This is a genomic window from Flavobacterium movens, from assembly GCF_039581425.1.
GTDB lineage: Bacteria > Bacteroidota > Bacteroidia > Flavobacteriales > Flavobacteriaceae > Flavobacterium > Flavobacterium luteolum.
In genome coordinates this window covers 1-23,434 of sequence record NZ_JBCPXY010000013.1, presented here as the reverse complement: position 1 = coordinate 23,434, position 23,434 = coordinate 1, and the positions used below count along the sequence as shown (strand labels likewise).

General features: G+C 33.9%; 23 protein-coding genes. 14 read left to right on the top strand and 9 right to left on the bottom strand.

The genetic code is table 11. The features are described 5' to 3' along the window. Positions 1-31 precede the first annotated feature (31 nt). The 3 genes from AAYQ05_RS19770 to AAYQ05_RS19760 all read right to left on the bottom strand — a co-directional run bounded on the left by AAYQ05_RS19770 (position 32) and on the right by AAYQ05_RS19760 (position 3,859). Positions 32-2,302: a cation:proton antiporter gene (locus AAYQ05_RS19770; protein WP_343545019.1), complete on the bottom strand. Its 2,271-nt coding sequence runs from the start codon at positions 2,300-2,302 to the stop codon at positions 32-34. A gap of 113 nt (positions 2,303-2,415) precedes the next feature. Then, on the bottom strand, positions 2,416-3,135 hold the full coding sequence (locus AAYQ05_RS19765; protein WP_177211867.1) for a LytR/AlgR family response regulator transcription factor: 720 nt from the start codon (positions 3,133-3,135) through the stop codon (positions 2,416-2,418). Further along, a complete protein-coding gene (locus AAYQ05_RS19760; RefSeq protein ID WP_177211866.1) occupies positions 3,098-3,859 on the bottom strand; it encodes a sensor histidine kinase in 762 nt (253 codons plus the stop codon). The genes AAYQ05_RS19765 and AAYQ05_RS19760 overlap by 38 nt, the downstream gene beginning before the upstream one ends. A gap of 287 nt (positions 3,860-4,146) precedes the next feature. Between AAYQ05_RS19760 and AAYQ05_RS19755 the strand changes: the two genes are divergently transcribed. The 5 genes from AAYQ05_RS19755 to AAYQ05_RS19735 all read left to right on the top strand — a co-directional run bounded on the left by AAYQ05_RS19755 (position 4,147) and on the right by AAYQ05_RS19735 (position 10,684). Beyond that, positions 4,147-6,513 carry an efflux RND transporter permease subunit gene (locus AAYQ05_RS19755; RefSeq protein ID WP_343545018.1) on the top strand — a complete coding sequence of 789 codons (2,367 nt, stop codon included), beginning with the start codon at positions 4,147-4,149 and terminating at the stop codon, positions 6,511-6,513. A 237-nt stretch (positions 6,514-6,750) separates the two neighbouring features. Beyond that, positions 6,751-6,942: a hypothetical protein gene (locus AAYQ05_RS19750; protein ID WP_343545017.1), complete on the top strand. Its 192-nt coding sequence runs from the start codon at positions 6,751-6,753 to the stop codon at positions 6,940-6,942. 175 nt (positions 6,943-7,117) lie between these two features. Further along, positions 7,118-8,563 (top strand): asparagine--tRNA ligase, encoded by a 1,446-nt coding sequence (gene asnS, locus AAYQ05_RS19745; RefSeq protein WP_177211863.1) that lies wholly within the window; start codon positions 7,118-7,120, stop codon positions 8,561-8,563. 135 nt (positions 8,564-8,698) lie between these two features. After that, complete coding sequence (gene rpoN / locus AAYQ05_RS19740) at positions 8,699-10,159, top strand: RNA polymerase factor sigma-54 (RefSeq protein WP_177211862.1); 1,461 nt, start codon at positions 8,699-8,701, stop codon at positions 10,157-10,159. Positions 10,160-10,399: 240 nt separating this feature from the next. Further along, positions 10,400-10,684 carry a hypothetical protein gene (locus AAYQ05_RS19735; protein WP_343545016.1) on the top strand — a complete coding sequence of 95 codons (285 nt, stop codon included), beginning with the start codon at positions 10,400-10,402 and terminating at the stop codon, positions 10,682-10,684. A gap of 90 nt (positions 10,685-10,774) precedes the next feature. On the opposite strand, the gene AAYQ05_RS19730 is transcribed toward AAYQ05_RS19735, so the two are convergent. Both AAYQ05_RS19730 and AAYQ05_RS19725 read right to left on the bottom strand, forming a co-directional pair. Beyond that, a complete protein-coding gene (locus tag AAYQ05_RS19730) occupies positions 10,775-11,212 on the bottom strand; it encodes a DUF8479 domain-containing protein (RefSeq protein ID WP_343545015.1) in 438 nt (145 codons plus the stop codon). Positions 11,213-11,241: 29 nt separating this feature from the next. Then, positions 11,242-11,832, bottom strand: coding sequence for a thymidine kinase (locus AAYQ05_RS19725; protein WP_177212547.1), 591 nt, complete (start codon positions 11,830-11,832; stop codon positions 11,242-11,244). A gap of 235 nt (positions 11,833-12,067) precedes the next feature. On the opposite strand from AAYQ05_RS19725, the gene AAYQ05_RS19720 reads away from it, so the two are divergent. The 9 genes from AAYQ05_RS19720 (at position 12,068) to AAYQ05_RS19680 (ending at position 20,730) form a co-directional block, all read left to right on the top strand. Further along, complete coding sequence (locus AAYQ05_RS19720; protein ID WP_343545014.1) at positions 12,068-13,135, top strand: DUF8457 domain-containing protein; 1,068 nt, start codon at positions 12,068-12,070, stop codon at positions 13,133-13,135. A 45-nt stretch (positions 13,136-13,180) separates the two neighbouring features. Then, positions 13,181-13,897 carry a 16S rRNA (cytidine(1402)-2'-O)-methyltransferase gene (gene rsmI, locus AAYQ05_RS19715; protein WP_343545013.1) on the top strand — a complete coding sequence of 239 codons (717 nt, stop codon included), beginning with the start codon at positions 13,181-13,183 and terminating at the stop codon, positions 13,895-13,897. An 85-nt stretch (positions 13,898-13,982) separates the two neighbouring features. After that, positions 13,983-14,327 (top strand): HopJ type III effector protein, encoded by a 345-nt coding sequence (locus AAYQ05_RS19710; RefSeq protein WP_343545012.1) that lies wholly within the window; start codon positions 13,983-13,985, stop codon positions 14,325-14,327. Positions 14,328-14,576: 249 nt separating this feature from the next. After that, positions 14,577-16,280: a single-stranded-DNA-specific exonuclease RecJ gene (recJ, locus tag AAYQ05_RS19705; protein WP_343545011.1), complete on the top strand. Its 1,704-nt coding sequence runs from the start codon at positions 14,577-14,579 to the stop codon at positions 16,278-16,280. Continuing rightward, a complete protein-coding gene (locus AAYQ05_RS19700) occupies positions 16,267-17,550 on the top strand; it encodes an MFS transporter (RefSeq protein WP_343545010.1) in 1,284 nt (427 codons plus the stop codon). Before recJ ends, AAYQ05_RS19700 begins: the two co-directional genes overlap by 14 nt. After that, positions 17,551-18,465 carry an alpha/beta fold hydrolase gene (locus AAYQ05_RS19695; protein ID WP_343545009.1) on the top strand — a complete coding sequence of 305 codons (915 nt, stop codon included), beginning with the start codon at positions 17,551-17,553 and terminating at the stop codon, positions 18,463-18,465. 160 nt (positions 18,466-18,625) lie between these two features. After that, complete coding sequence (locus tag AAYQ05_RS19690) at positions 18,626-18,982, top strand: hypothetical protein (protein ID WP_343545008.1); 357 nt, start codon at positions 18,626-18,628, stop codon at positions 18,980-18,982. Between the two features lie 96 nt (positions 18,983-19,078). Continuing rightward, positions 19,079-19,435 (top strand): hypothetical protein, encoded by a 357-nt coding sequence (locus AAYQ05_RS19685; protein WP_111425144.1) that lies wholly within the window; start codon positions 19,079-19,081, stop codon positions 19,433-19,435. 83 nt (positions 19,436-19,518) lie between these two features. Then, a complete protein-coding gene (locus AAYQ05_RS19680) occupies positions 19,519-20,730 on the top strand; it encodes a cytochrome c3 family protein (protein WP_343545007.1) in 1,212 nt (403 codons plus the stop codon). A gap of 88 nt (positions 20,731-20,818) precedes the next feature. Here AAYQ05_RS19680 and AAYQ05_RS19675 read toward each other — a convergent pair whose 3' ends face one another. The 4 genes from AAYQ05_RS19675 to AAYQ05_RS19660 form a co-directional block, all read right to left on the bottom strand. After that, on the bottom strand, positions 20,819-21,562 hold the full coding sequence (locus tag AAYQ05_RS19675) for a UDP-2,3-diacylglucosamine diphosphatase (RefSeq protein ID WP_095928326.1): 744 nt from the start codon (positions 21,560-21,562) through the stop codon (positions 20,819-20,821). A gap of 80 nt (positions 21,563-21,642) precedes the next feature. Then, the gene (locus AAYQ05_RS19670; protein ID WP_343545005.1) at positions 21,643-22,095 is read right to left on the bottom strand and encodes a 6-pyruvoyl trahydropterin synthase family protein; all 453 of its coding nucleotides are present in this window, start codon (positions 22,093-22,095) and stop codon (positions 21,643-21,645) included. Positions 22,096-22,128: 33 nt separating this feature from the next. Next, positions 22,129-22,305, bottom strand: a complete 177-nt coding sequence (locus AAYQ05_RS19665; RefSeq protein WP_286970596.1) for a hypothetical protein — start codon at positions 22,303-22,305, stop codon at positions 22,129-22,131. Positions 22,306-22,487: 182 nt separating this feature from the next. Beyond that, positions 22,488-23,252, bottom strand: a complete 765-nt coding sequence (locus AAYQ05_RS19660; RefSeq protein WP_343545004.1) for an enoyl-CoA hydratase/isomerase family protein — start codon at positions 23,250-23,252, stop codon at positions 22,488-22,490. Positions 23,253-23,434: the final 182 nt, after the last annotated feature.

Below are 23,434 nucleotides of genomic sequence, written 5' to 3'. Positions count from 1 at the left end.
TGGGATTTTAAAATTTTGAAATTTCAAAAGTTTACGGCTTCAAAATCAAAACTGATGGAGAATTATTTAACCAAATACTTTGAGATTCTATTAGTTTTTTCCAGCTTTCAAGACTGATAATCATCAAATCTTGGCTTTCTAAAAACTCTTTTTTCAAGGTTCTGTCATTCATAATCATGATATGATTTGGGGCAATCTGTTCAATGGAACGAATGGTTTCTTGAATTTCTCTAGTATTTTTCACTTCTCCACCAGCATCTAAAACTGTAATTTGAGAGCCATTATTATTGATTAATTTTTTGGCATATTCAATCAAAAAGGCATCTTCTTTACTAAAAACAGGCATCAGAACCTGATTGACTTCTTCCAGGTCTTTGTCAATAAAAATTCCGACTGGCATTTTAGACTTTGCAATAATATGACGTGTTCTTTCATCAAAAGGAGAATTTTCAAACAATCCTTCTTTTCCTGTAAACTTATCAATCAAACGATCTGGATTTACAATTCGAGTAGTAAAGCCAAGGATCTTCCCAAGTAAAGTTCCGTCAAAAATAGACTGTCCTAAACCAACCAGCAATAAATCATATTCGCCTTGATTTGCCGTATCAATAATATCTGAATCAATATCATTAGAAACTTTAAACAAACTCACCACATTCTGATTCAGACGATTTGATTCTTCGATAATCGGAACCAACATTTTGCGTTCGTGTTCTTTAACATCAAAAGAATGCACTTCGGTACTTAAAGACACATGCATCGCGGCTACAACAGAATTATCTCCTTGTTTTTTCACCAAACTGTTAGCAATCTGAAGTAATTTTTTACCTCTTTCTGGAGTAGCAAATGAAAGCAGAATTTTATATTTACTCTTAGTTCCAATTTCTTCTGGAACGGCAGTAACTTTATCTTTAAAAATAAATTCGATAAGATCTAATGCTGGACCAGTCATAAAAGTAGTAAGCAACGCCATAATTACCATCATGGTAAAAATTTCTGCAGACAACACGCCAAGATCGTAACCGATATTTAAAACTACCAGTTCCATTAAACCTCTTGTATTCATCAAGGCACCAATTGCTAAACTGTCTTTCCAATTTTGTCCCATGAATTTTGCCGCCAAAGCACTTCCGAAGAATTTACCAACTACAGCAACCAAAATAATTAAACCTGTAATTTTCCATAATTCAGGATCGTTCAATAATCCAATTTGCGTACGCAAACCTGTAAACACAAAAAACAAAGGCAATAAAACAATAATCGAAACATCTTCTACTTTCTCAATAAATATGTTTCTGAATTTATTGTTTTCTGGCATAATTGCTCCAGCCAAGAAAGCACCAAACAAAGCATGGATTCCGATTAATTCTGAAGCATAAGCAGAAATTAAAAGTGTAATAAAGAAAATGGCAACAACTGGTTTATTTAAACTTTCGCGCGTTGCATTTAAATCTCCTACTCTTTTTAAGAACGGACGAACAATTTTTAGCATGATGATCACATACAAAATTGCCATTCCGATTACATATAATGAACTTGAAAGCGAACCTGCTTTTACAATTGCAATAACAACTGCCAAAATACACCAAGCTGTAATATCGTCTGCCGCCGCACAAGTGATCGCAATGGTTCCTAATTTGGTTTTCTGCATGCCACGTTCTTGGACTATTCTAGCCAAAACAGGAAAAGCTGTAATACTCATCGCGATACCCATAAACAATCCGAAAGATGAAAATTCAACTCCCTGAGGCGCAAAAGTTTCATATATAAAATAGGCCAATGACAATCCTAAAGCAAACGGAATAACAATACTAGCGTGACTGATAACAACAGCATCGTGTGCTTTATTTTTCAAGACTTTCAGATCCAATTCCATTCCGATAACAAACATGAAAAGAATTAAACCGATTTGGCTTAAAAACTGTAGATTTCCTAAAGACTCTTTTGGAAATAAAGCTGCCGAAAACTCCGGAAAATACATTCCGACCAAAGAAGGGCCTAAAACAATTCCGGCAATCATTTCGCCAATTACAGAAGGTTGTCCAATTTTTCTAAAAAACCAGCCAAATAAACGTGCTACAAGAATTATCGTAATGATCTGTGCCAATAAAATGGCCAAAGGATGCTGCAAATTATCGACCATGGAATGAAGAAAATCTTTCCAATGGTTACTTTCGACACTTTTCTTTACAATATGACGCCCAGCTTCTAATGAGACGCCTTTTGAAATTACCCAATATATTAGGGCGGTAAAACCACCAATAATTGTTACGTAGAATAGAGAGTTCTTAATCTTATTCATAACTCGTTCTTTAAATTTATTGCAGCAAATATCAGAACTGAGTTTTAAGTGAAAAAGCAAATTTCCTGCTAATTTTCAATGTATGTAACAAGTCGGAAAAACTTTGTAATAAGTTATAATTTTACTTTTTTCAAAAAATCAGAACGATAGGTTTCGCTTAAAATTAAGGCTGTATTTTTATTGTTTTCTTCCAAATGATGAAGCACAATTTCATTATGATTAAAGAATTTGATGGCTTTTACAGCTACAATTTCTTTTTTATTGATTCGGCAGAAATCGGCATCTGGCAATTCATTTAAAAGCGTATCGAATTTCACATTTTTCAAATTCAGAAAACTTCCATCAGCAAGCAGAACCGTTTTGTCTCGGCTATCGCTCAAAGCGGTTTTTATATATTGAATTTTATTAAAATACAGCAGCGTTTTTCCTTTGTCGGTATTAAGCTGAATAAACTTTTTTGAATTATCTGATTTATCGAAACGTTCCAGCGCTTTCGAAACTGCTTTTTGAAGCCGTTCTAATTTCACAGGTTTTGTGATATAATCTACAGCATCAATATTAAAAGCATCGGCTGCATATTCTTTATACGCGGTACAAAAAATGACCAATTTATGATCTAGCAGTTCAGCCAAATGAAGACCGTCCATTCCTGGCATTTCGATATCAGAAATCAAAAGATCAAAATCCAGTTCTGGAATATCAGATAATAGTTTTTGCGGATTATTAAATGTTTTTACAATTTCCAATTCTGGAATTTGCTCGCAAAGCATTTTCAAATAAGTCAATCCTGGAATCTCATCGTCCAGAAGCAAGCATTTCAGTTTTGTATTCAAGTAAATCTATTTTTAGATGAGCAATGTAGACATCATTTTCTACAAACTTATCGAGTTTGAAATTATTCTTATAAATAATGCGAAGGCGGTGTTCTAGAGTCGCATGGCCAAAACCGCTTCGTTCTTTTTTCAGTACTTTTTTATCGGAGATTTTATTGGAAACCGTCATAAAAAAAGCATTGTTTTTAAATTCAAAAACTACCGAAATAAAAGCATCTGCACTTTGAAGATCGGCGTGTTTAAATGCATTTTCAATTAAATCAATCGAAATTAAAGGCGCCAGTAAAGGCTGATCGTACAATTTATCTTCCTCATTAATGTTGGTTTTAACCTTAAGTTCAAAAAGCGGACTGATTTTAATTTTATTGATTTCGATTAAATTCAAAGCAAAATCAATTTCCTCTTTGGCCGTTACAAACTTCTTTTTGCTTTCGTACAAAATATAATCCAAAACATTGGCCAGTTTATCCAGAGCAAAATAAGTCTGATACGCATGCGATTGAATCGAATTCAGGATATTCTTAAACAAATGCGGATTCAGTTTCGATTCTAAATTTTCCAATTGTAAATCGTTCACCTTTACTTCCAATGCATAAAAACTTTTTTCGGCATCTTCTTTTGCTTTTTTGGCCTGCATCAATTGATAAACCATAAAACAAATAATGACAATCAAAAGCAATAGAATTGCTAGAAAAATAAAAGTTGTTGTATTGTTTTGCTGCATTTGCTTCTTTTATATTTATGACAAATTCAAGAATAAAATTACTGAATCTGCTCCAATCTGTTAAGGCATTGTGGGACCTTTTTCATTAGAAAAACTATCCGATTCAAATCTTCTCGAAATAGAAATTATATGCAAATATGAGAAAACCTAATGGTTTAGAAGTAAAAACGGACAGATTATCACAATAATGATACTTTCAAATTTGTGTTAACGTTAAGTAAAATAGAATGGAATATTTATGATTTCGAGCACTTTTCACTACATTTGCATCCATTTTTAAAGATTTTATGAAAAACACTGTCCAAGTTGGATTTTGGGAAAAACTTGCCCGAATCATACTTAAAAACCGAATTACGATTCTGGTTATACTTTCTGCTTTAACTATTTTTTTTGGTTATCAGTGGAAGAATCTTTCTATGACTTATACCGAAGCAAACCTGCTTCCGAAAGATCATGTTGCAAATAAAGATTATCAAAAATTCTTAGACAAATTTGGCGAAGAAGGAAACTTAATTGTTATTGGTTTTAAAGATCCTAAATTCTTTACACCAAAAAATTATGCAGCTTGGACCGAATTGATGAACGGTTTGAAAAAAGCCAAAGAAGTTGATTTGGTAATTTCTTTGAATGATTTAAAGAAACTTGAAAAAGATACGGTAAACCAAAAGTTTGTTCTAGCGCCGTTTATTGATGAAAGCAAAGTACTTGACGCCAATTATTTAAAAAGCGTCCAATATGATTTGTTTCACAATCTTCCTTTTTACGAAGGATTGCTGTTTAACAAAGAAAGCGGAAGCGTTCGATCTGCAATTTACATGAACAAAGCATTGGTAAATACGGCAGAAAGAAAGACTTTTATCTTAAATGATTTAGTGCCTAAAATCGATAAATTTGAAAAAACAACCGGAATCGATCTTAAAGTTTCTGGAATGCCATACATCAGAACGATTAATGCGGACAACATGAAAGGCGAAATTGGATTATTTATTGGAGCGTCTTTATTGACCGTTTCTTTGATTTTCTTTTTCTTCTTCCGTTCGTTCAGAGCTACGTTTATTTCAATCTGTATTTTAATTGTCGGAGTAACTTGGTCGTTTGGAACGCTTGGATTATTTGGTTATAAAATCACGATTTTAACAGCAATTATTCCGCCGCTGATTATCGTAATCGGAATTACAAACTGTATTTTCCTGATCAACAAATATCAGCAGGAAATAAAAATACACAACAATCAAGCAAAAGCTTTACAGCGTGTGATTTCAAAAATTGGGCATTCAACTTTTATGACCAACTTAACGGCTGCAATTGGTTTTGCAACTTTGATGATTACAGGAAACGAACTGCTTTTTGAGTTTGGATTGGTAACTTCTATCAACGTGATTTCTGTTTATACTTTGACACTTTTTATCGTGCCAATTATTTACAGTTTTATGCCATTGCCAAAAGAAAAACATTTATATCACTTAGACAAAACTTACATTTCGACACTTTTAAATACAGTTACAACTATCGTTAAAGGCAAAAAGACAATTGTTTATTGCATTTACGCTGTTCTGTTTCTTGTGAGTTTGAATGGAGTTAGACAAATGAAAGTTTCAGGAAGTTTGATTGGCGAAATGCCGAAAAGCGCTTCTTTCTTTAAGGATATTTTATTTTACGAAAAAGAGTTCAACGGTGTAATGCCACTTGAAATTATGATTGACACCAAAAAGAAAAAAGGTGTTATGAAGCCATCGACAATTCGTAAAATGGACGAATTGCAAAATACCATTTCTGAAATTCCAGAATTGGCAAAACCAGTTTCTGTTGTAAACTTGGTTAAATATGCAAAACAGGCTTTCTACAACGGAAACCCGGAATATTACCAATTGCCAACTTCTCAGGAACAGACTTTTATTTTGGGTTATGCTAAAAATGCAACCAAAAACAGTAAAGAAAACTTAATGAAAGCATATGTTGATTCGACTGGTCAATACGCAAGAATCACTACTTTCATGAAAGATATTGGAACAGATGAAATGGCAAAAGTAGAAGGAAAACTTCGCAAAAAAATTGACGAAATTTTCCCGAAAGACCGTTACGAAGTTACGATTACAGGAAAAGCATTGGTTTTCCAGAAAGGAACAACTTATTTGGCACATAACTTAATCGAATCATTATTGTTCGCGATTTTGACAATTGCAATCTTAATGCTGTATTTATTCCGTTCGTTCAAAATGGTAGCAGCTTCTTTGATTACGAATATTTTACCGCTTTGCATCACTTCGGGATTAATGGGTTATTTTGGAATTCCGTTAAAACCTTCGACGATTTTGGTATTCAGTATCGCTTTCGGAATCTCGGTTGATAATGCCATTCAGTTCATGGCGAAATACAAAGATGAATTGACTCAAAACAAAGGAAAAGTAAAAAAATCTGTTTTCAGCGCTTTAAGAGAAACTGGAGTAAGTACATTCTACACTTCTATAGTTTTGATCTTAGGTTTTGCAACTTTTACTTTATCAAGTTTCAGCGGAACAATTGCTTTAGGAGGATTAATTTCTTGTACTTTGGTTTTCGCAATGTTTGCTAATTTGGTTGTTTTGCCTTCGCTAGTTTTGACTTTCGAGAAAAAGAAAACAAGGAAAGAGGAATTAGAGAATTTGGAGAAGTAAGAAATGGGCTTCGTTCTTAAAATTTTATATTTAACATATTTTATTTCATTAAATTATACTATTTATAAGTTTTTGAATGTAAGTTTTATTGGTAACAGAAAGCAAATATTATACTTTGCAGGAAGCTTTATTCCTTTAATTCTAATCCATAAATATCTTTACATTAAAGAAATGATGAATCTGTTTTGCTTTTTTTTATTAATCTTTTTTAGTTTATCTCCAATCATAATGCATTTTATGAACAAAGATATAATGAAATCGATTACTAAAATGGTTGAAAAAAATCCAGATTTAAAGGATTCTAAAATGCATTATGCCTTTAACAAATCTGTTGTATTTCAACAAAAGGTAGTCATGCCAATCATGCTGACCCTATTTCAAATTATGATGATTATGAGTCCGGCATTACAAAAAGCAATTGCAAAGTAATATCCTATCTGTCTTTCTAAAAAGTCTTCTTTACTGTTATCATAAAAACATAAAGATATACTGATAGATAAACAGCTTCAAAAATTAATTATTATCGTTTATATTTGCAATTCGATATAAAAAACACTGGTTTTATTTTGATGTAAAATCAGCAATCTATAAATCTAAAATTAAAATGAGACACACAAAGGTTAAAGACTTATTAAACAGTACGACGACGCTACAGGAAGTGAATGCAAAAGGATGGGTGAGAACTTTTAGAAATAATCAGTTCATCGCGCTAAATGACGGTTCTACAATTAATAATATTCAATGTGTTGTTGACTTTGAAAATACTCCAGAAGAGACTTTAAAAAGAATCACTACTGGAGCAGCAGTTTCTGTAATTGGAACTTTGGTTGAAAGTAAAGGTGCGGGTCAGAAATACGAAATTCAAGTAAACAAACTTGAAATCCTTGGAGATTCTGATGCAGAGAAATTTCCAATGCAGCCTAAAAAACACTCTTTAGAATTTTTACGTGAAAACGCTCACTTGCGTGTACGTACAAATGCTTTTGGTGCGATTATGCGTGTGCGTTCGGTTTTATCTTATGCGGTTCACAGCTATTTTCAGCAAAAAGGTTTCGTATATGTAAACACGCCAATTATTACTGGAGCTGACGCTGAAGGTGCTGGAGAAATGTTCCAAGTTACTTCTTTACCATTGGATAATCTTCCAAAAAATGAAGAAGGAAACATTGATTTCAAAAAAGATTTCTTTGGAAAACACACGAACTTAACGGTTTCTGGACAATTAGAAGGTGAAACTTTCGCTATGGCTTTGGGTCAGATTTATACATTTGGACCAACGTTTAGAGCTGAAAACTCAAACACTTCTCGTCACTTGGCAGAATTCTGGATGATCGAGCCTGAAGTTGCTTTCAACGACCTTGACGACAATATGGATTTGGCTGAAGATTTCATTCAGTACGTAATTAAATATGCTTTAGACAACTGTAAAGACGATTTAGCATTCTTAGAAGGAAGACTTCTTGAAGAAGAAAAATCAAAACCACAGGCTGAGAGAAGCGAAATGGCTTTGTTAGAGAAATTAAACTTCGTATTGGAAAACAACTTCAAACGTGTTTCTTATACAGAAGCAATTGATATTTTAAGAGATTCAACTCCAAATAAAAAGAAGAAATTCCAATATTTAATCAACGAATGGGGAGCTGATTTACAGTCAGAACACGAACGTTTCTTGGTTGAAAAACACTTTAAATGTCCAGTAATTTTATACGATTACCCAGCAAACATCAAAGCGTTTTACATGCGTTTGAACGACAACACAGAGCCAGGAAGAGAAACTGTTCGTGCAATGGATATCCTTTTCCCTGGAATTGGAGAAATCGTTGGTGGTTCTGAAAGAGAAGAGCGTTACGATGTTTTGGTTGAGAAAATGGAAAAACTTGGAATTGACAAAGAAGAATTATACTGGTATTTAGATACGAGAAGATTTGGATCAGCAACTCACGCAGGTTTCGGTTTAGGATTTGAGCGTTTGGTATTGTTTGTAACAGGAATGACAAACATTAGAGACGTAATTCCTTTCCCAAGAACTCCTGGAAGCGCTGAGTTTTAATCTAAGCTTCTAAGATGCTAAGACACTAAGGTTCTAAGTTTTTTAAAATATAAATAAAATAATTTTACGCGAATTCAATTCGTCAACATAAGATACTTAGCCTCTCAGGAGCTTAGTATCTTAGCAACTTTTTTTATGCTAAAGCAATTTTTAAATTTAAAATTATCACAGAAATTATCTCCACAGCAAATTCAGCTGATGAAGTTAATTCAATTGCCTACGCAAGCTTTTGAACAGCGTTTATTAGAAGAAATGAACGAAAATCCGGCTCTTGAAGCTGGAAAAGAAGATGATTACGAAGCTGATGAATACGCTAATGAAGACTACGACGATTATGATGATGCAGAATCTGACAGAATCGAAGCAGACGACATTAATATTGACGAATATCTAAGCGACGATGATACGCCTGATTACAAAACTCAGGTAAACAATTACAGCGACGACGAGGAACGTGAAACGCCATTTGCGGCTCCGATAAGTTTTCATCAGGACTTAATCAATCAGCTGAATACTTTTATTTTGAACGATGAAGAGCGCGAAATCGCTGAATTCCTTGTTGGAAGTATTGATGATATGGGTTATATCCGAAGAAGTATTCCGGACATTGTAGACGACATGGCTTTCACTCAGGGAATTTATACTGACGAAGCAATGGTTGAAAAAATGTTGACGGTAATTCATGAATTGGAACCTTCGGGAGTCGGCGCACGTGATTTACAAGAATGTTTACTGCTTCAACTAAAACATAAAACACCAACTGAATATGTTGATTTAGCCATTGACATTATCGAAAATCAGTTTGATGCTTTTACAAAGAAACATTACGATAAGCTCTTGCAGAAATACAGCGTTTCTAACGAACAGCTAAAAAAAGCAATTCATGAAATTGAAAGATTAAACCCAAAACCGGGTGGCTCTTTTGCAGGAAACAATAAAGTTACAGAAAACATTGTTCCCGATTTTGCCATTAGAATTGTTGATGGCGAACTGGAACTAACTTTAAACGGAAGAAATGCTCCTTCCCTACACGTTTCTAAGGATTATCAGGAAATGATGCAGACGTACAAAGAATCTCGTGATAAATCGAGTGCGCAGAAAGATGCCGTTCAGTTCATCAAACAAAAACTAGATTCTGCTAAATGGTTTATTGATGCGATTAGACAACGTCAGGAAACACTTTTTGTAACGATGAATGCAATTATGCATTATCAGGAAGAATATTTCTTAGATGGCGACGAAACCAAACTAAAACCAATGATCTTAAAAGATATTGCTGATATGGTTGGTTTGGATATTTCGACGATTTCACGTGTGGCAAACAGCAAATATGTAGAAACACCATACGGAACTAAATTGATTAAAGAATTCTTCTCTGAAGCCATGAAAAATGATCAGGGAGAAGACGTTTCGACTTTAGAAATAAAAAAGATTCTTCAAAATACGATTGAAGAAGAAGATAAGAGAAAGCCGCTTCCAGACGATCAATTGGCTGAAATCTTAAAAGAGAAAGGATATCCTATCGCAAGAAGAACTATTGCAAAATATCGTGAACAATTAGATATTCCGGTTGCGAGAATGAGAAAGAAGATTTAAGATTTCTTTTAATTCTTATAAGAAAAAATATAAGTTCATTTAAATAGTAAACCCGACAGGTTTTAAAACCTGTCGGGTTTTGTTTTATAAAAATTTCAATAATTTCAGATACTAATCTTTTTTATGATTCAGCGAAATCGTAATCTGATTAACATAAATAATTTTCAACTTTGATTATCCTCGTACTTACTTCAAAAACAACAAACTGATTTTTATTATATTGCAATTAAAAAACAGAAAATGAAAATTTCAAAAAAAGTCAATTCATATCTATTACATTTACTCTACTTGTTCATGTACTTTGCAGTTTGTTTATGCATTACTATTATTTTTGACCTATATTCATCAAATACAAAAAGAATTGAAATTACGCCCGGTTATTTATTAGGATGCACACCTCTTCCAATTATCTATTGGATTATTTATACAGCATCAGGAACATTATCCAAAAAATTCAATTTGATTTATGATAAAAATGAAGAAGAAAAATTACTAAAAAACAATGCAACAACAACTGTTGAATAAAATACTCAGACAACTCTTTCTTCAATTCTTATAAAAAAACAAACCCGACAGACTCCAAAAACCTGTCGGGTTTACAACATATAAGTTTAATTATTTATACTGATCAGGCAGTATTTTTATCGTAAATAAATACACTTTCTTTTTATCACTATAACTATAATTCAGTGTATAATCGTTTTCTCTAAAAACCTGCAGTCCAGGATTTGCCTTTGCTGTGCTTAAAAGACTTTTTCTAATTTCTTCCTGAATTACACTAATCTCCGCAGTTTCTTTAGCCACTTTCATCAAGGTTAAATTATACTGAACAGTTCTTTCCTGTGGCAAAGTGACACTATCTAAACGAATTCCTTCCTGAATATTTAACGGACAGCTTTTATTATATTTTTCAACTAATTCTGTTATTTCGGTACTAACCTCATCCGCTTTTTCCGAAAGGAAAAACTGAAAATATGCCGCAACAGCCAAAGCAATTCCAATAATAACTAATAATAAAATGTTCTGTTTTTTTGTCTTTTGTTTTTCTTGCATCGCTTTTAATAATTGAAATAAAAATAAGATTATTTTTCCTCGTTTTTCTTCATTGCATTAAAATACGCTGCACGGCTAAGTGGTTCGTATTCTTCTGTTTCCCCAAGCATCACCAATTTATCGTTATCGGTTTTTCTAAAACTATAATTTGCTAAATTTCCAGTTCTGGTGCAAACTGCATGAACTTTAGTAACATATTCTGCTGTTGCCATCAAGCCTGGCATTGGCCCGAACGGATTTCCTTTAAAATCCATATCTAATCCTGCCACAATCACACGAATTCCCTGATTAGCCAAGTCGTTGCAAACTGTGATAATTTCATCATCAAAAAACTGAGCTTCATCAATACCGATCACATCACAGCCTTGCGCCAAAATCAGAATATTGGCAGCAGCAGGCACTGGAGTTGAGCGTATTTCGTTGGCATCGTGAGACACGACCATTTCGTCATGATAACGAGTATCAATAGCGGGTTTAAAGATTTCGACTCTTTGTTTGGCAAATTGGGCGCGTTTTAATCTTCGGATTAACTCTTCGGTTTTACCCGAAAACATTGATCCACAAATAACTTCAATCCAACCAAATTGTTCTTTGTGATTTACTGTATTTTCGAGAAACATTTTGTATTTTTCTACCTTTAAAAATGAATAGTTTTTATTACTTTGTACTGGCAATAAATTAATGTAAAAATGTACTGTTTTACATTTTTTCAAAAGTAGAAAATTTTTACCAAACCTTAGATTCGCGAAAGCGTATTAACAGAAATTAAAAATTATCTCTTGAATTTCCTTGAGAATAGAGACATTCAAACATTAAATACACAAAAATACCATATTCACTATAATTTCAACAGTTATGAAAAAAAAATTGGAAGCTGATTTAATCAGCATTGCGCATCGAATTTTAAAACTTAAAAACAAATCCGATATCAATCAATTGTATCTTGAAACTCAGAAATTATATGAGAAATTAGCGGTATTAAAATTTGTCGAAGAGAATTTCGACGCTGCAAAACCAACAATTGGACAAAATGATATTGTTTCTGAATTGGAAACGATTTTTGAAAAAGAAGATGCAATTCCAGCTATAATTGAACTTGAAGCTCCTGCTGAAGAAAAAGTTATTGCGCTTGAAGAATCTTACGAGCCTGAAATTTCAGAAGAAAAACCAGCAGAAGTTGTTGAAACTGCTGAACCAATTACTGAAGTTGAAGAATCAGTAATCGAAGAAACTGTTGAGCCAATCGTTGCTGAAGTTGAAGAACCAATTATTGAAGAAACTGTAGAACCAGTTGCTGAGAAAATAATTGAATCTGAAAAGGAAATAAAAAACCCTGTTGAAGAACTTTCTTTTACAACTATAAATGAATCAAAACCAATTCCAGATTTCAAACCTGCTTTCGAATTAGAAACAGAACCAATAAAAGAAGAAATCAAGGAGGAAATTAAGGAAGAAATTAAAGAAGAGCCAAAAGCTGCGAGTTCTACACAACCAACAATTTTATTTGAAGATTTTGGAATAAATTACGCCGATGCGCAATTTGTAAAAGTAGAAAGTTTTGAAGCTGTTCCGCCAGTAAAAGCTCCTTCTATTAGTGATTTTAAGGAAGAAAAAAAGGAAGAGAAAAAAGTGGAAACTGCTGTTCTTGATACTCCGGTTCAGCAAAAAGCAGTTAGCTTAAACGAAAAACTGGCAAGAGGTTTTCATATCGATTTAAACGACAGAATTGCCTTCACCAAAAATCTTTTTGGAAACAGCACAGAAGATTATAGCCGTGTTTTAAACCAATTAATGACTTTTGATTCTTATAGTGAAGCAAAAGATTTTATCGAAGACATGGTAAAACCAGACTATAATAATTGGGAAGGAAAAGACGATTACGCGGAACGCTTTATGGGAATTATCGAGAAAAAATTCTCATAAGTACATTTTCACATCTCACATTTTACATTTCACGAATAAAAAACTATGTCAAAATTATATATCGTTCCAACGCCAATTGGCAATCTTGAAGACATGACTTTTAGAGCCATTCGGGTTTTGAAAGAAGTCGATTTGATTTTGGCGGAAGACACGCGCACAAGCGGAAAACTCCTAAAGCATTTTGAGATTGGCACGCACATGCACAGCCATCACATGCATAACGAGCACAAAACCACCGAAAATTTAATTGCACGTTTGAAAGCTGGCGAAACTATCGCTTTGATTTCAGATGCTGGAACTCCCGCAATTTCAGATCCAGGGTTTTTATTAACTCGGGCTTGTGTAGAAAATAAAATCGAAGTAGAATGTCTTCCTGGCGCAACAGCTTTTGTTCCAGCGCTTGTAAACAGCGGACTTCCAAATGATAAATTTGTTTTTGAAGGTTTTCTACCTGATAAAAAAGGACGTCAGACCAGATTTTTAGTTTTAGCCGAAGAAACTCGAACAATGATTTTATACGTTTCTCCGCATAAACTCGTAAAGACTTTAGCAGAATTCGTGCAATATTTTGGAGAAGACAGACAAGTTTGCGTTTCGAGAGAATTATCAAAATTACATGAAGAAAATGTACGCGGAACGGCAAAAGAAGTTTTAGCACATTTCGAAAAAACAGCACCGCGAGGCGAAATCGTAGTTGTCGTTGCTGGAAAAACAATAACAAAAGAACCTAAGAAAAGTAAGTTTTCGAAGGACGAAGAATAAATATTCGCCACGAATTACACAAATTAGCACGAATTAAATTAGTGGAAATTCGTGAAATTCGTGGCAAAAAAATCAAATCATAATCATGAGCATTCAAGCCTTTTTAGAAAAAGTAAAACAAACTCCAACACAAATCACATTTCCAGAAACTATTGCAGTAATTGAAGAAAATTACAACTTTACACCAACTGCTTTTCAAAACGGAACACAACATAATGCTGCAGGCGAAAATTCAGGTTCTTGCAAATTATTTTCTTTCGCAAAACTGCAAAACTTAAGCAAGGAAGAAACTTTAGCTTGTTTTGGAGCTTTTTATTTTAAAGAAGTTTTAGGAGATCCAAACGGAACAAATCACCAAAACATTAGAAATTTCATCAACTTAGGTTGGGACGGAATTAAGTTCGAAGGAAATGCTTTAGAAGCGAAATAAAACAAAATATATTTCTGCCACAGATTAAATAGATTAACACAGATTAATATGAAAGTTGCCACGACCCGAGCGATAGCGAATAGGCGAAGCAATTACTCGAATTAGCACGAATTAAATTAGTGGAAATCGAGTAATTCGTGGCAAAAAAATAATCTTTTAAATCCTTTTAATCTGTGGCAAAAAAAATACCAATCAGATTAAACGATTTCACAAATCTGAAGTCTAAAATCTAAAATCTAAAATCAACCCATGCGTTGGACCTTAAAACCAAAACCTTCTGAAGAAAAAGTCAAACATTTGGCGCAAGCCTTAAATGTAGAAGATTTTGTCGCAACGCTTTTAATTCAGCGTGGTATTGAAACTTTTGAAGATGCCAAAAATTTCTTTCGTCCGTCTTTAGAGCATTTACACGATCCGTATTTGATGAAAGATATGGACAAAGCTGTTGCCAGAATCGGACAAGCCATTCAAAACGAAGAAAACATTCTAGTTTTTGGCGATTATGATGTTGACGGAACAACAGCAGTTTCTTTGGTTTCTTCTTATTTAAAATCACATTATCCTCATATTGCTACATATATTCCCGACCGTTACGACGAAGGTTACGGAATTTCATATAAAGGAATCGATTATGCAGACGATAACGGAATTTCTTTAATTATTGCTCTCGACTGCGGTATCAAATCTATTGATCATATCGCTTACGCGAAAGCGAGAAACATCGACTTTATTGTTTGTGATCACCACCGTCCTGGAGAATTTCTTCCAGATGCGGTTGCTGTTTTAGATCCTAAAAGAGAAGACTGTTCTTATCCTTACGATGAACTGTGTGGCTGCGGAGTTGGTTTTAAATTGATACAAGCTTTAGGTCAGAATCGAAATGAAACGATTGAAGATTTAGTTCCGTATCTAGATTTGGTAGCTACTGCAATTGCTGCAGATATTGTTCCGATAACAGGTGAAAATCGTGTATTGGCTTACTTCGGTTTGAAAGTCATCAACAGCGAACCTAGACCCGGAATTAAAGCTCTAGTTCATCAAGTAAAAAAGAAAATTTTAGATATTACCGATGTCGTATTTATTATTTCTCCTCGAATTAATGCCGCTGGAAGAATCAAACACGGAAATCATGCCGTCGAATTATTGACTGAATTTAATTTTGAGCAAGCACAGCAATTCGCTTCAGAAATTGAACAATACAACGCCGACCGAAAAGATTTAGACAAAAAAATTACCAAAGAAGCTTTTCAGCAAATTTTACAAAATAACGAAGAAGATCGTTTTTCTACAGTCGTTTTTCAGGAAGACTGGCACAAAGGCGTAATCGGAATCGTCGCTTCGAGATTAATAGAAACCTATTATCGTCCGACTTTGGTTTTCACAAAAAGTGGCGATAAATATGCCGCTTCAGCCCGATCTGTAAAAGGTTTTGATGTTTACAATGCACTCGATGCGTGTTCAGAACATTTGGAACAATTTGGAGGACACATGTATGCAGCAGGAATGACTTTAAAAGCTGAAAATTATCAGCTTTTTAAAGATGCGTTCGAAAAACAAGTCGAAACAACCATTCTTCCAGAAATGCGAACTCCAGAAATCGAAGTTGATGCCGAAATTAATTTCTCAGACATTACACCAAAACTAATTCGAATCTTAAAACAATTTGAACCTTTTGGCCCACAAAATATGACGCCTGTTTTTATGACCAGAGATTTAAAAGACACAGGCTATGCCAAAACTCTTGGTGCAGAAGAAGAACATTTAAGACTTTTCGTCAAACAATATAACTCCGACGGAATCGCCGCAATTGGATTTGGACTCGGAAAAAAATTAAACATAGCAAAAAATCAAAACCCGTTTCAGCTGGCGTATACAATTGCCGAAAATGAATGGAACGGTACAATTTCAACTCAGCTTATGCTGAAAGACATTAGAACAGATGGAAGAGATTAAATCAAAAAAGCCAGATCCGTATCAGGCGCTTCGTTATAGAGAATTCAACGTATTTTTATTATTGCGTTTTGCGATGGTTTTTGCCTGGTCAATGCAGTTTATTGTAATCGAATGGGAAGTTTATAGTTTAACTAAAAATCCGCTTTCGTTAGGAATTATTGGTTTAATGGAAGTTATCCCAGCTGTTGGAATGGCTTTATTTGCTGGACATATTGTCGATCAAAGAGAAAAGAAAGGATTATTAGTAATATGTATTTTAGGATTTTCAGTAATTAGTTTTGGCCTATTTTTGTTGACTTGGCCAAAAGTTGTTGGCGGTTGGTCTTCAAATGTAATCTTGTATTCAATTTACGCTTTAGTATTTTTTGGAGGATTGGTTCGTGCTTTTATGGGACCAACTATCTTTTCACTTTTATCCTTAATTATTCCTAAAAAAGTATATCCAAATGCCGCAACTTGGAGTAGTTCCGTTTGGCAGATTGGAGCCGTTATGGGACCGGCATTAGCAGGATTTTCAATCAACTGGATTGGCGTTCACTGGTCAATGTGTTTGGTTTTCGGATTCTCAATCCTTTCCTTAATTGCCTTATCGCAAATCAGTGCAAAACCAATCATCAATCCGAAGATTGGAGAATCAATAAAAGACAGCCTTACAGAAGGCTTAACATTTGTATTTAAAAACAAAATTGTTTTAGGCGCATTGTCTCTTGATATGATTGCTGTACTTTTTGGAGGCGCGGTAGCTTTATTACCCGTTTTTGCTCAAGACATTTTGAAAGTAGGTTCTGAAGGTTTCGGAATTTTAAGAGCTGCTCCTGCTGTGGGTGCTTTTATCACGATGATTGTTTCAGCTTATGTACCTTTATATAAAAATGCAGGTAAAAAACTTCTAATCGCCATATTTGTTTTCGGATTGTCGATTATCTTATTTGGGCTTTCCACTTATTTCTGGCTTTCCGTTTTCGCTTTATTCTTAAGCGGATTAGCTGATGGAATTTCAGTAGTTATCCGCCAGACGATTTTACAGCTTAAAACTCCTGATCATATGCGTGGACGTGTGGGAGCCGTAAATTCAATCTTTGTTGGATCATCTAACGAATTAGGTGCTTTTGAAAGTGGTGCTACTGCCAAATTGATGGGAGCAGTGACTTCTGTTGTTTTTGGAGGAAGTGTTACGCTCTTAACTGTAGTTTTCACTGCATTGAAATCACCTACCTTCAGAAATTTAGATTTAAAAAAAGATATGGACGATCATCATAAATTAGAATAGATGAAGTCATTTTTTCTTTCTTTATTTCTAATATTTTCCTTTTTCGCAAAAGGGCAAAATCTCTATATCAAAACTTACGGAAATGAAAAGAACAAGCCCATAATTTTCATTCACGGGGGACCAAGTGGCAACGCAACCTTATTTGAAGGAACAACGGCTCAAAAACTAGCCGATCAAGGCTTTTATGTTATCGCTTACGACCGAAGAGGCGAAGGAAGATCTACAGATCCTAATGCAAAATTTACTTACGAAGAAGCTTTTCAAGATCTGAATTCAATTTATACAAAATATCATTTAAAGAAAGCTGTTATTTTAGGCCATAGTTTTGGAGGTTTGGTGGCGACACTTTATACCCATAAATATCCGCAAAATGTAAGTGCATTGGTTTTGGCGGGCGCTTTATTTTCTCAACAGGAAACTTACGATCACATTTTAAATACGCTGAAGAAAAAGTACAGCAACGATTCTGAGCAATTAAAAAAAATAAGCATTGTTGAAAATCTTAATAAAAACTCAGCCGAATACAGAAAAGGATGTTATGAACTTGCTGGCGAAAACGGCTTTTTTAAAATGCCAAATCCAACAGCAGCATCTAAAAAATTATATGCCGATTATGAAGCTGGTGAATTTTATAAAACTAATATTAGAAATAAAAATGCTCCACTTCTCTTCTATCAAAACGAAAAGCAAAACAACATTGATAGTAGGCCTTTTTTAAAGAAAATCAAAACCGCTGGCGTTCCTATTTATGGAATTTACGGAAAAGATGATGGTATCTTTTCATTAGCTCAAATCAATTCGCTGAAGACAATAACTGGAGAAAAACATTTCGCTTTTCTTGACAATTGCTCGCATTATTTATTTGTAGACCAACAAGCAACATTTCTTTCTAAGCTAAAAAATTGGCTCAAATAATTTTGTTACGAGATAGAATTTCGTAAAAAAACAAAAACACAAGCACTTTATAAATAGCTAAAAATCAAACAGTCATATTGGTTTTTAGCTTTTTTTTATGCTTTTCTTAGTCAAGTATTAATACAAAGAGTGCGTATCTTTGTGGCCTAAAAAAATTGCCATGAAAGACATCGAGCAAATATACCGAAACGATTTTGGAATTTCATTTTATTGGAAAGAAGGCAACGAAATTATATCAGATAAAATCCAGTTGCTTTTTAAACAAATGGGATTTTATTTTTCAGTTGAGGAATTAAATGAATTTCACGATTTAATTGAAGACTGCGTAACAGACCATAACAACTACGATACACGTGGCGTAAAACGCGCCTTCGATAAATTTTTATTGAAAACACCATACGTTGCTATAGATTTAGAAATATCACCAATGGAATTAAACTCTATAAAAGACTTGGTAGATGGTTCTTTATTTCGACTTAATCTTAATGAATATATCTACGGTTCGGGTATGAACTAAAGCGTGCTCAAAAATATTTTTTTCAAAGTTTTATGATTTTTTTATTTAGAATTAATATAAATAATATTTATATTTGTTGAAATAAAAGGATTTACGATGAGAGAAATTGAGCAGATATATCATAACAACTTTGGAATAGCTTTTTACTGGAAAGATCACAATACTACGATTTCCGACAAAGTGCAATTGGTTTTTAAAGAAACTGGCTTTTATTTTACGGTTCAGGAATTAAATCATTTTTGCGATTTAATTGAAGACAGCATGATAGAAAACGCTTGTTGCGAAGCTTGCGAAATGAAATACTCCTGCCATAAGTTTTTATTGAAAACACCTTGCAATTCTATAGATCTGGCTGTAAACATGACCGAATTAAAATCGATTAAAGATTTGGTTGAAGGTTCTTTATTTAAAATTGAACTGGATGAATATGTTTATGGAGTTGGCATGAATTAAGAAACATTCTAAATATTTTAACAGCATTTTTTCATTATTGAAATATATTTTGATTCAATTCAAAAAAAAGTATATTTACAGCAATGAAAAAAGCTGCATTTCTACTTACCATAACCGTTCTGGCACTTCTTTTTGCCAGCTGCAATAATAAATCAGAGGAATACATTGATCCGCGTGGAACTGATTATGCGGGTTCAGAAAGTTGTATACAATGTCATAAAGTACAATCTGATATGGCGTTCAAAAGTTCGCATTTTAAAGCGACCGCTCCAGCAATTTTAGGAAATGTTTCGGGTGACTTCGACTCTAAAAATCATACTTTCATTTATGACAAAGAGACCAAATTGGTCATGGAAAAACGTGGAGACAGTTTGTATCAAGTCGTTTACAAAAATGGCAAAGAAACAGCCAAATACAAATTTGAAATTGTTTTTGGAACCAAACACGCTCAAACTTCAGTTTACTGGAAAGACAATAATACATACGAATTGCCAGTTTCTTTTTATCACTCTATAAACAATTGGGCAACAAGTCCAGGTTTTCCTGCCGACAAGCCTTATTTTGACCGAATGGTGGTAAAAGATTGCTATTCGTGCCACGCCTCAAATGCCAGCAGCCGAAGCGTGAATCAAAATTCTGAACAAAGAAATATGATGTCTATGGACGTTGAAGATATCATCAGAAAAGAAACAATTGTTTACGGAATTGACTGTGAACGCTGTCACGGTCCTGCAAAAAAACATGTTGAGTTTCATTTAAAAAATCCAAACGTAAAAGTTGCTAATAGTATTACGAGTTTCAAAACCTTAAACAGACAGCAAAAGCTAGATGCTTGCGCTTTATGTCACGCAGGAAATGATGGAATGAAATTAAAATCGCGTTTTGAATTTAAACATGGAGATAATTTATCAGAATTCTTTCGTGAGACTAAAAGTATTAATGATACCACAAATTTTGATGTTCATGGCAATCAATATCGATTAATGGCGCAAAGCAAATGTTTTATGAAAAGCGATAAAATGGATTGTATTACCTGTCATAATCCGCATGAAAATGCTTCCAAAAACATGGCTTCATATTCTAAAATCTGTATGAGTTGTCATCAAGGTTTAAAGCACAAAGAAACCACTTTAAAAACAATGCCAGAGAAGTTATTGGCGAGCAATTGTGTAGAATGCCACATGCCGAAAAAAGCATCTGGAGCAATTAAGTTTCAGCTTTCAAACAGTAAACAGCTTTCAGAATACATTTTGCGAACGCATAAAATCGGAATTTACCCAACGAGCGCAAAATAAAAATTTTGTTTTAATTTTTTTGACAAGGGACTTTGAATTAAGTTCAACAATAAGATTTGCCCTTTTCAACTTTTGACTTTCGACTAAACTACTTTTCGAATTTTTTAAGTTCGAATTTTTCGCCGTCAAAAACACCGTAAGTAAAATAGCCGATCCAATCGCCAAGATTGACATATTCGGAGTTTTCTCCAACCGGAATAATCATTGGTAAATGGCGGTGCCCGAAGATGAAATAATTATAATGTTTGGTTTCTAGTTTTCGTTTAGCATATAAAACCAGCCATTCGTTTTCTTCACCTAAAAACTTCACATCTTCGTCACCAGAAATCAGTTTGTTTTTTACAGATAAATATTGAGCCAAACTTACGCCAACATCTGGATGAAGCCAGCGGAAAAGCCATTTTGAAAACGGATTTGTAAATACCTTTTTCATTCTTTTATATCCTTTATCGCCAGGACCTTTTCCGTCTCCGTGACCAATCAGGAACGTTTTTCCGTTAAATGTAAACTCTTTGTTATCGTGATAAACCGGAATATTCAATTCGGTTTCAAAATAATCATTCATCCACAAATCATGATTTCCAACAAAAAAGTAGATTGGAATTCCGCTGTCGCGAATTTCAGCCAGTTTGCCTAAAATTCGAACAAAACCTTTCGGAACCACCGTTTTATATTCAAACCAAAAATCAAATAAATCTCCCAATAAAAAAATTGCTTCTGCATCTTCCTTAACCTCATCAAGCCAAGCCACGAATTTCTTTTCACGCGGTAAACTCAATTCTGGAGTTGGCGCACCAAAATGCTGATCTGAAGCAAAATATATTTTTTTCATTTAATGTGAGATGTGAATTGTGAGATGTAAGATGCGAAATGAAAAAGCAATTTACTTTTCACATTTCACTTTTAACTTTTTTACAAATTATCAGATGCGTACCATTCCGCAAAAGATGATTCTGTTTCCTGAAGTTTTAATGAGAAAAGAGAAATCCCTTCTGGAAGCCTTGCAACGATTCTATCTGCAAAATCAACCACCATATTTTCGCTTGTTGGCTGATAATCTACTAAGATAATGTGATGTCCGCGGTTTTTCAATTCATTTGCCAATTCGATATGCGGAGTTGTCTGATTGAAAACAGTTGCATGATCAAACTGATCGACGATTTCTTCTTTTACAATTTTCTTTAGATCAGAAAAGTCAATCACCATTCCGAACTTTACATTCGATCGGTCTGTAATTGGCGAACCAATAACCGTTACCGATAATTTATAACTGTGTCCGTGAACGTTCTTGCATTTTCCGTCGTAACCGTACAAAGCGTGACCGGTTTCGAAACTAAATTGTTTTGTAATTCTGATATTACTCATCGATTTTTAATTTTAAGCTTGCAAATTTACGAATTAATTGCCGTTTTTAGCTCTTTTTTTAGCACGAGTATACATCCACAAAGCAATTCCGCCCAAAACTAGAAACGGAATGAAAGATCCAATGACAACGCCAATTTGATAACCGCTGTCTGGAGCATCTTTAATTTTCTCTGCAATGTCAACTTTTTGGAATAAAGAAATGAGTTTCATTTTAAATTATATTTATTGATATTTTCTTTAGCCACTCCCGATAGCTATCGGGATAAAACAATTAATTGGATTATTTTAAAATCATTTTAATCCGTATAATCTGTGGCTAAATAATTATTTATTTATTAATTGTTTTCAAAACTATGTTAGACTTTACCCAAAATCAATGACTTATATCATGTCTATTTTTTAAACTGCAGCAAAGCATTTTTAGTAAATTCAGATAAAACCAATTTACCCGTAATGGCAGCACGTTCAAATAAAAGTGATTCCCATTGTTCAGTTCCTTCCCAAATAATTTTTTTCATTTGCAATAATGCTTCTGGGTTATACGAACTTAATCTTTTTGCAAAATCATCAATTTTAAGATCCAGACTAAAAGATTCGCAAACCACAGAGAAAAGTCCTTTTTGACTTGCCCATTCTGCCGATTTCCATTCATTTGCTGCCAATGTCATTTCTGTCATCGCAGTTTTACCTACTTTTCTGGAAACAGCTGGTTCGATAACAAAAGGTCCTATTCCAATTGCTAATTCTGATAATTTCACATCACTTTCAGGCGTAGCAAAAACATAATCACAAGCCGCAATAATGCCAACGCCACCACCAACTGCTTTTCCCTGGACACGTCCAATAATTAATTTATTACAATTACGCATCGCGTTAAGCAAATGAGCAAATCCCGAAAAGAACTCTGTACCCTGTTCTTCATTTTCAACTTGCAAAAGTTCATCAAAAGAAGCGCCAGAACAAAATGCTCTCACCCCTTCACTTTTCAGAATAATAACCGAAACATTTTCATCTCTGCTTAGCAAATTAATTTCTGCCGTGAGACGATCTAACAACTGACGCGGGAAAGAATTACTAGCTGGATGCCCAAACTCAATAGTTGCAATTGTATCCTGAAAAGAAGTTTCTAAACTGCCTTTTATACTTTCTGAACTCATAAAAATTACATTTAAAGGTAAAGTTACGCTTTTGAAAATAATTGATACGAAACTTCTGGAAATTTGTTTTTTGAGAATTAATTGTCTTTATTTGTTAACGCATTTGGGGGATTAGCTCATTTGGCTAGAGCGTCCCGATGAAAAATCGGGAAGATGATAGTTCGAATTCTATTTCTCAACAA

Coding starts and splice junctions, on each gene's coding strand:
- AAYQ05_RS19725 (WP_177212547.1), bottom strand. CDS start 11,832: ATGTTTCTCGAAAATACAGTAAATCACAAAGAACAATTTGGTTGGATT.
- AAYQ05_RS19760 (WP_177211866.1), bottom strand. CDS start 3,859: ATGCAGCAAAACAATACAACAACTTTTATTTTTCTAGCAATTCTATTG.
- rpoN (WP_177211862.1), top strand. CDS start 8,699: ATGCTAAAGCAATTTTTAAATTTAAAATTATCACAGAAATTATCTCCA.
- asnS (WP_177211863.1), top strand. CDS start 7,118: ATGAGACACACAAAGGTTAAAGACTTATTAAACAGTACGACGACGCTA.
- AAYQ05_RS19685 (WP_111425144.1), top strand. CDS start 19,079: ATGAGAGAAATTGAGCAGATATATCATAACAACTTTGGAATAGCTTTT.
- AAYQ05_RS19695 (WP_343545009.1), top strand. CDS start 17,551: ATGAAGTCATTTTTTCTTTCTTTATTTCTAATATTTTCCTTTTTCGCA.
- AAYQ05_RS19660 (WP_343545004.1), bottom strand. CDS start 23,252: ATGAGTTCAGAAAGTATAAAAGGCAGTTTAGAAACTTCTTTTCAGGAT.
- AAYQ05_RS19770 (WP_343545019.1), bottom strand. CDS start 2,302: ATGAATAAGATTAAGAACTCTCTATTCTACGTAACAATTATTGGTGGT.
- AAYQ05_RS19665 (WP_286970596.1), bottom strand. CDS start 22,305: ATGAAACTCATTTCTTTATTCCAAAAAGTTGACATTGCAGAGAAAATT.
- AAYQ05_RS19750 (WP_343545017.1), top strand. CDS start 6,751: ATGAACAAAGATATAATGAAATCGATTACTAAAATGGTTGAAAAAAAT.
- AAYQ05_RS19710 (WP_343545012.1), top strand. CDS start 13,983: ATGAGCATTCAAGCCTTTTTAGAAAAAGTAAAACAAACTCCAACACAA.
- AAYQ05_RS19690 (WP_343545008.1), top strand. CDS start 18,626: ATGAAAGACATCGAGCAAATATACCGAAACGATTTTGGAATTTCATTT.
- AAYQ05_RS19680 (WP_343545007.1), top strand. CDS start 19,519: ATGAAAAAAGCTGCATTTCTACTTACCATAACCGTTCTGGCACTTCTT.
- AAYQ05_RS19735 (WP_343545016.1), top strand. CDS start 10,400: ATGAAAATTTCAAAAAAAGTCAATTCATATCTATTACATTTACTCTAC.
- AAYQ05_RS19730 (WP_343545015.1), bottom strand. CDS start 11,212: ATGCAAGAAAAACAAAAGACAAAAAAACAGAACATTTTATTATTAGTT.
- recJ (WP_343545011.1), top strand. CDS start 14,577: ATGCGTTGGACCTTAAAACCAAAACCTTCTGAAGAAAAAGTCAAACAT.
- AAYQ05_RS19675 (WP_095928326.1), bottom strand. CDS start 21,562: ATGAAAAAAATATATTTTGCTTCAGATCAGCATTTTGGTGCGCCAACT.
- rsmI (WP_343545013.1), top strand. CDS start 13,181: ATGTCAAAATTATATATCGTTCCAACGCCAATTGGCAATCTTGAAGAC.
- AAYQ05_RS19700 (WP_343545010.1), top strand. CDS start 16,267: ATGGAAGAGATTAAATCAAAAAAGCCAGATCCGTATCAGGCGCTTCGT.
- AAYQ05_RS19670 (WP_343545005.1), bottom strand. CDS start 22,095: ATGAGTAATATCAGAATTACAAAACAATTTAGTTTCGAAACCGGTCAC.
- AAYQ05_RS19720 (WP_343545014.1), top strand. CDS start 12,068: ATGAAAAAAAAATTGGAAGCTGATTTAATCAGCATTGCGCATCGAATT.
- AAYQ05_RS19755 (WP_343545018.1), top strand. CDS start 4,147: ATGAAAAACACTGTCCAAGTTGGATTTTGGGAAAAACTTGCCCGAATC.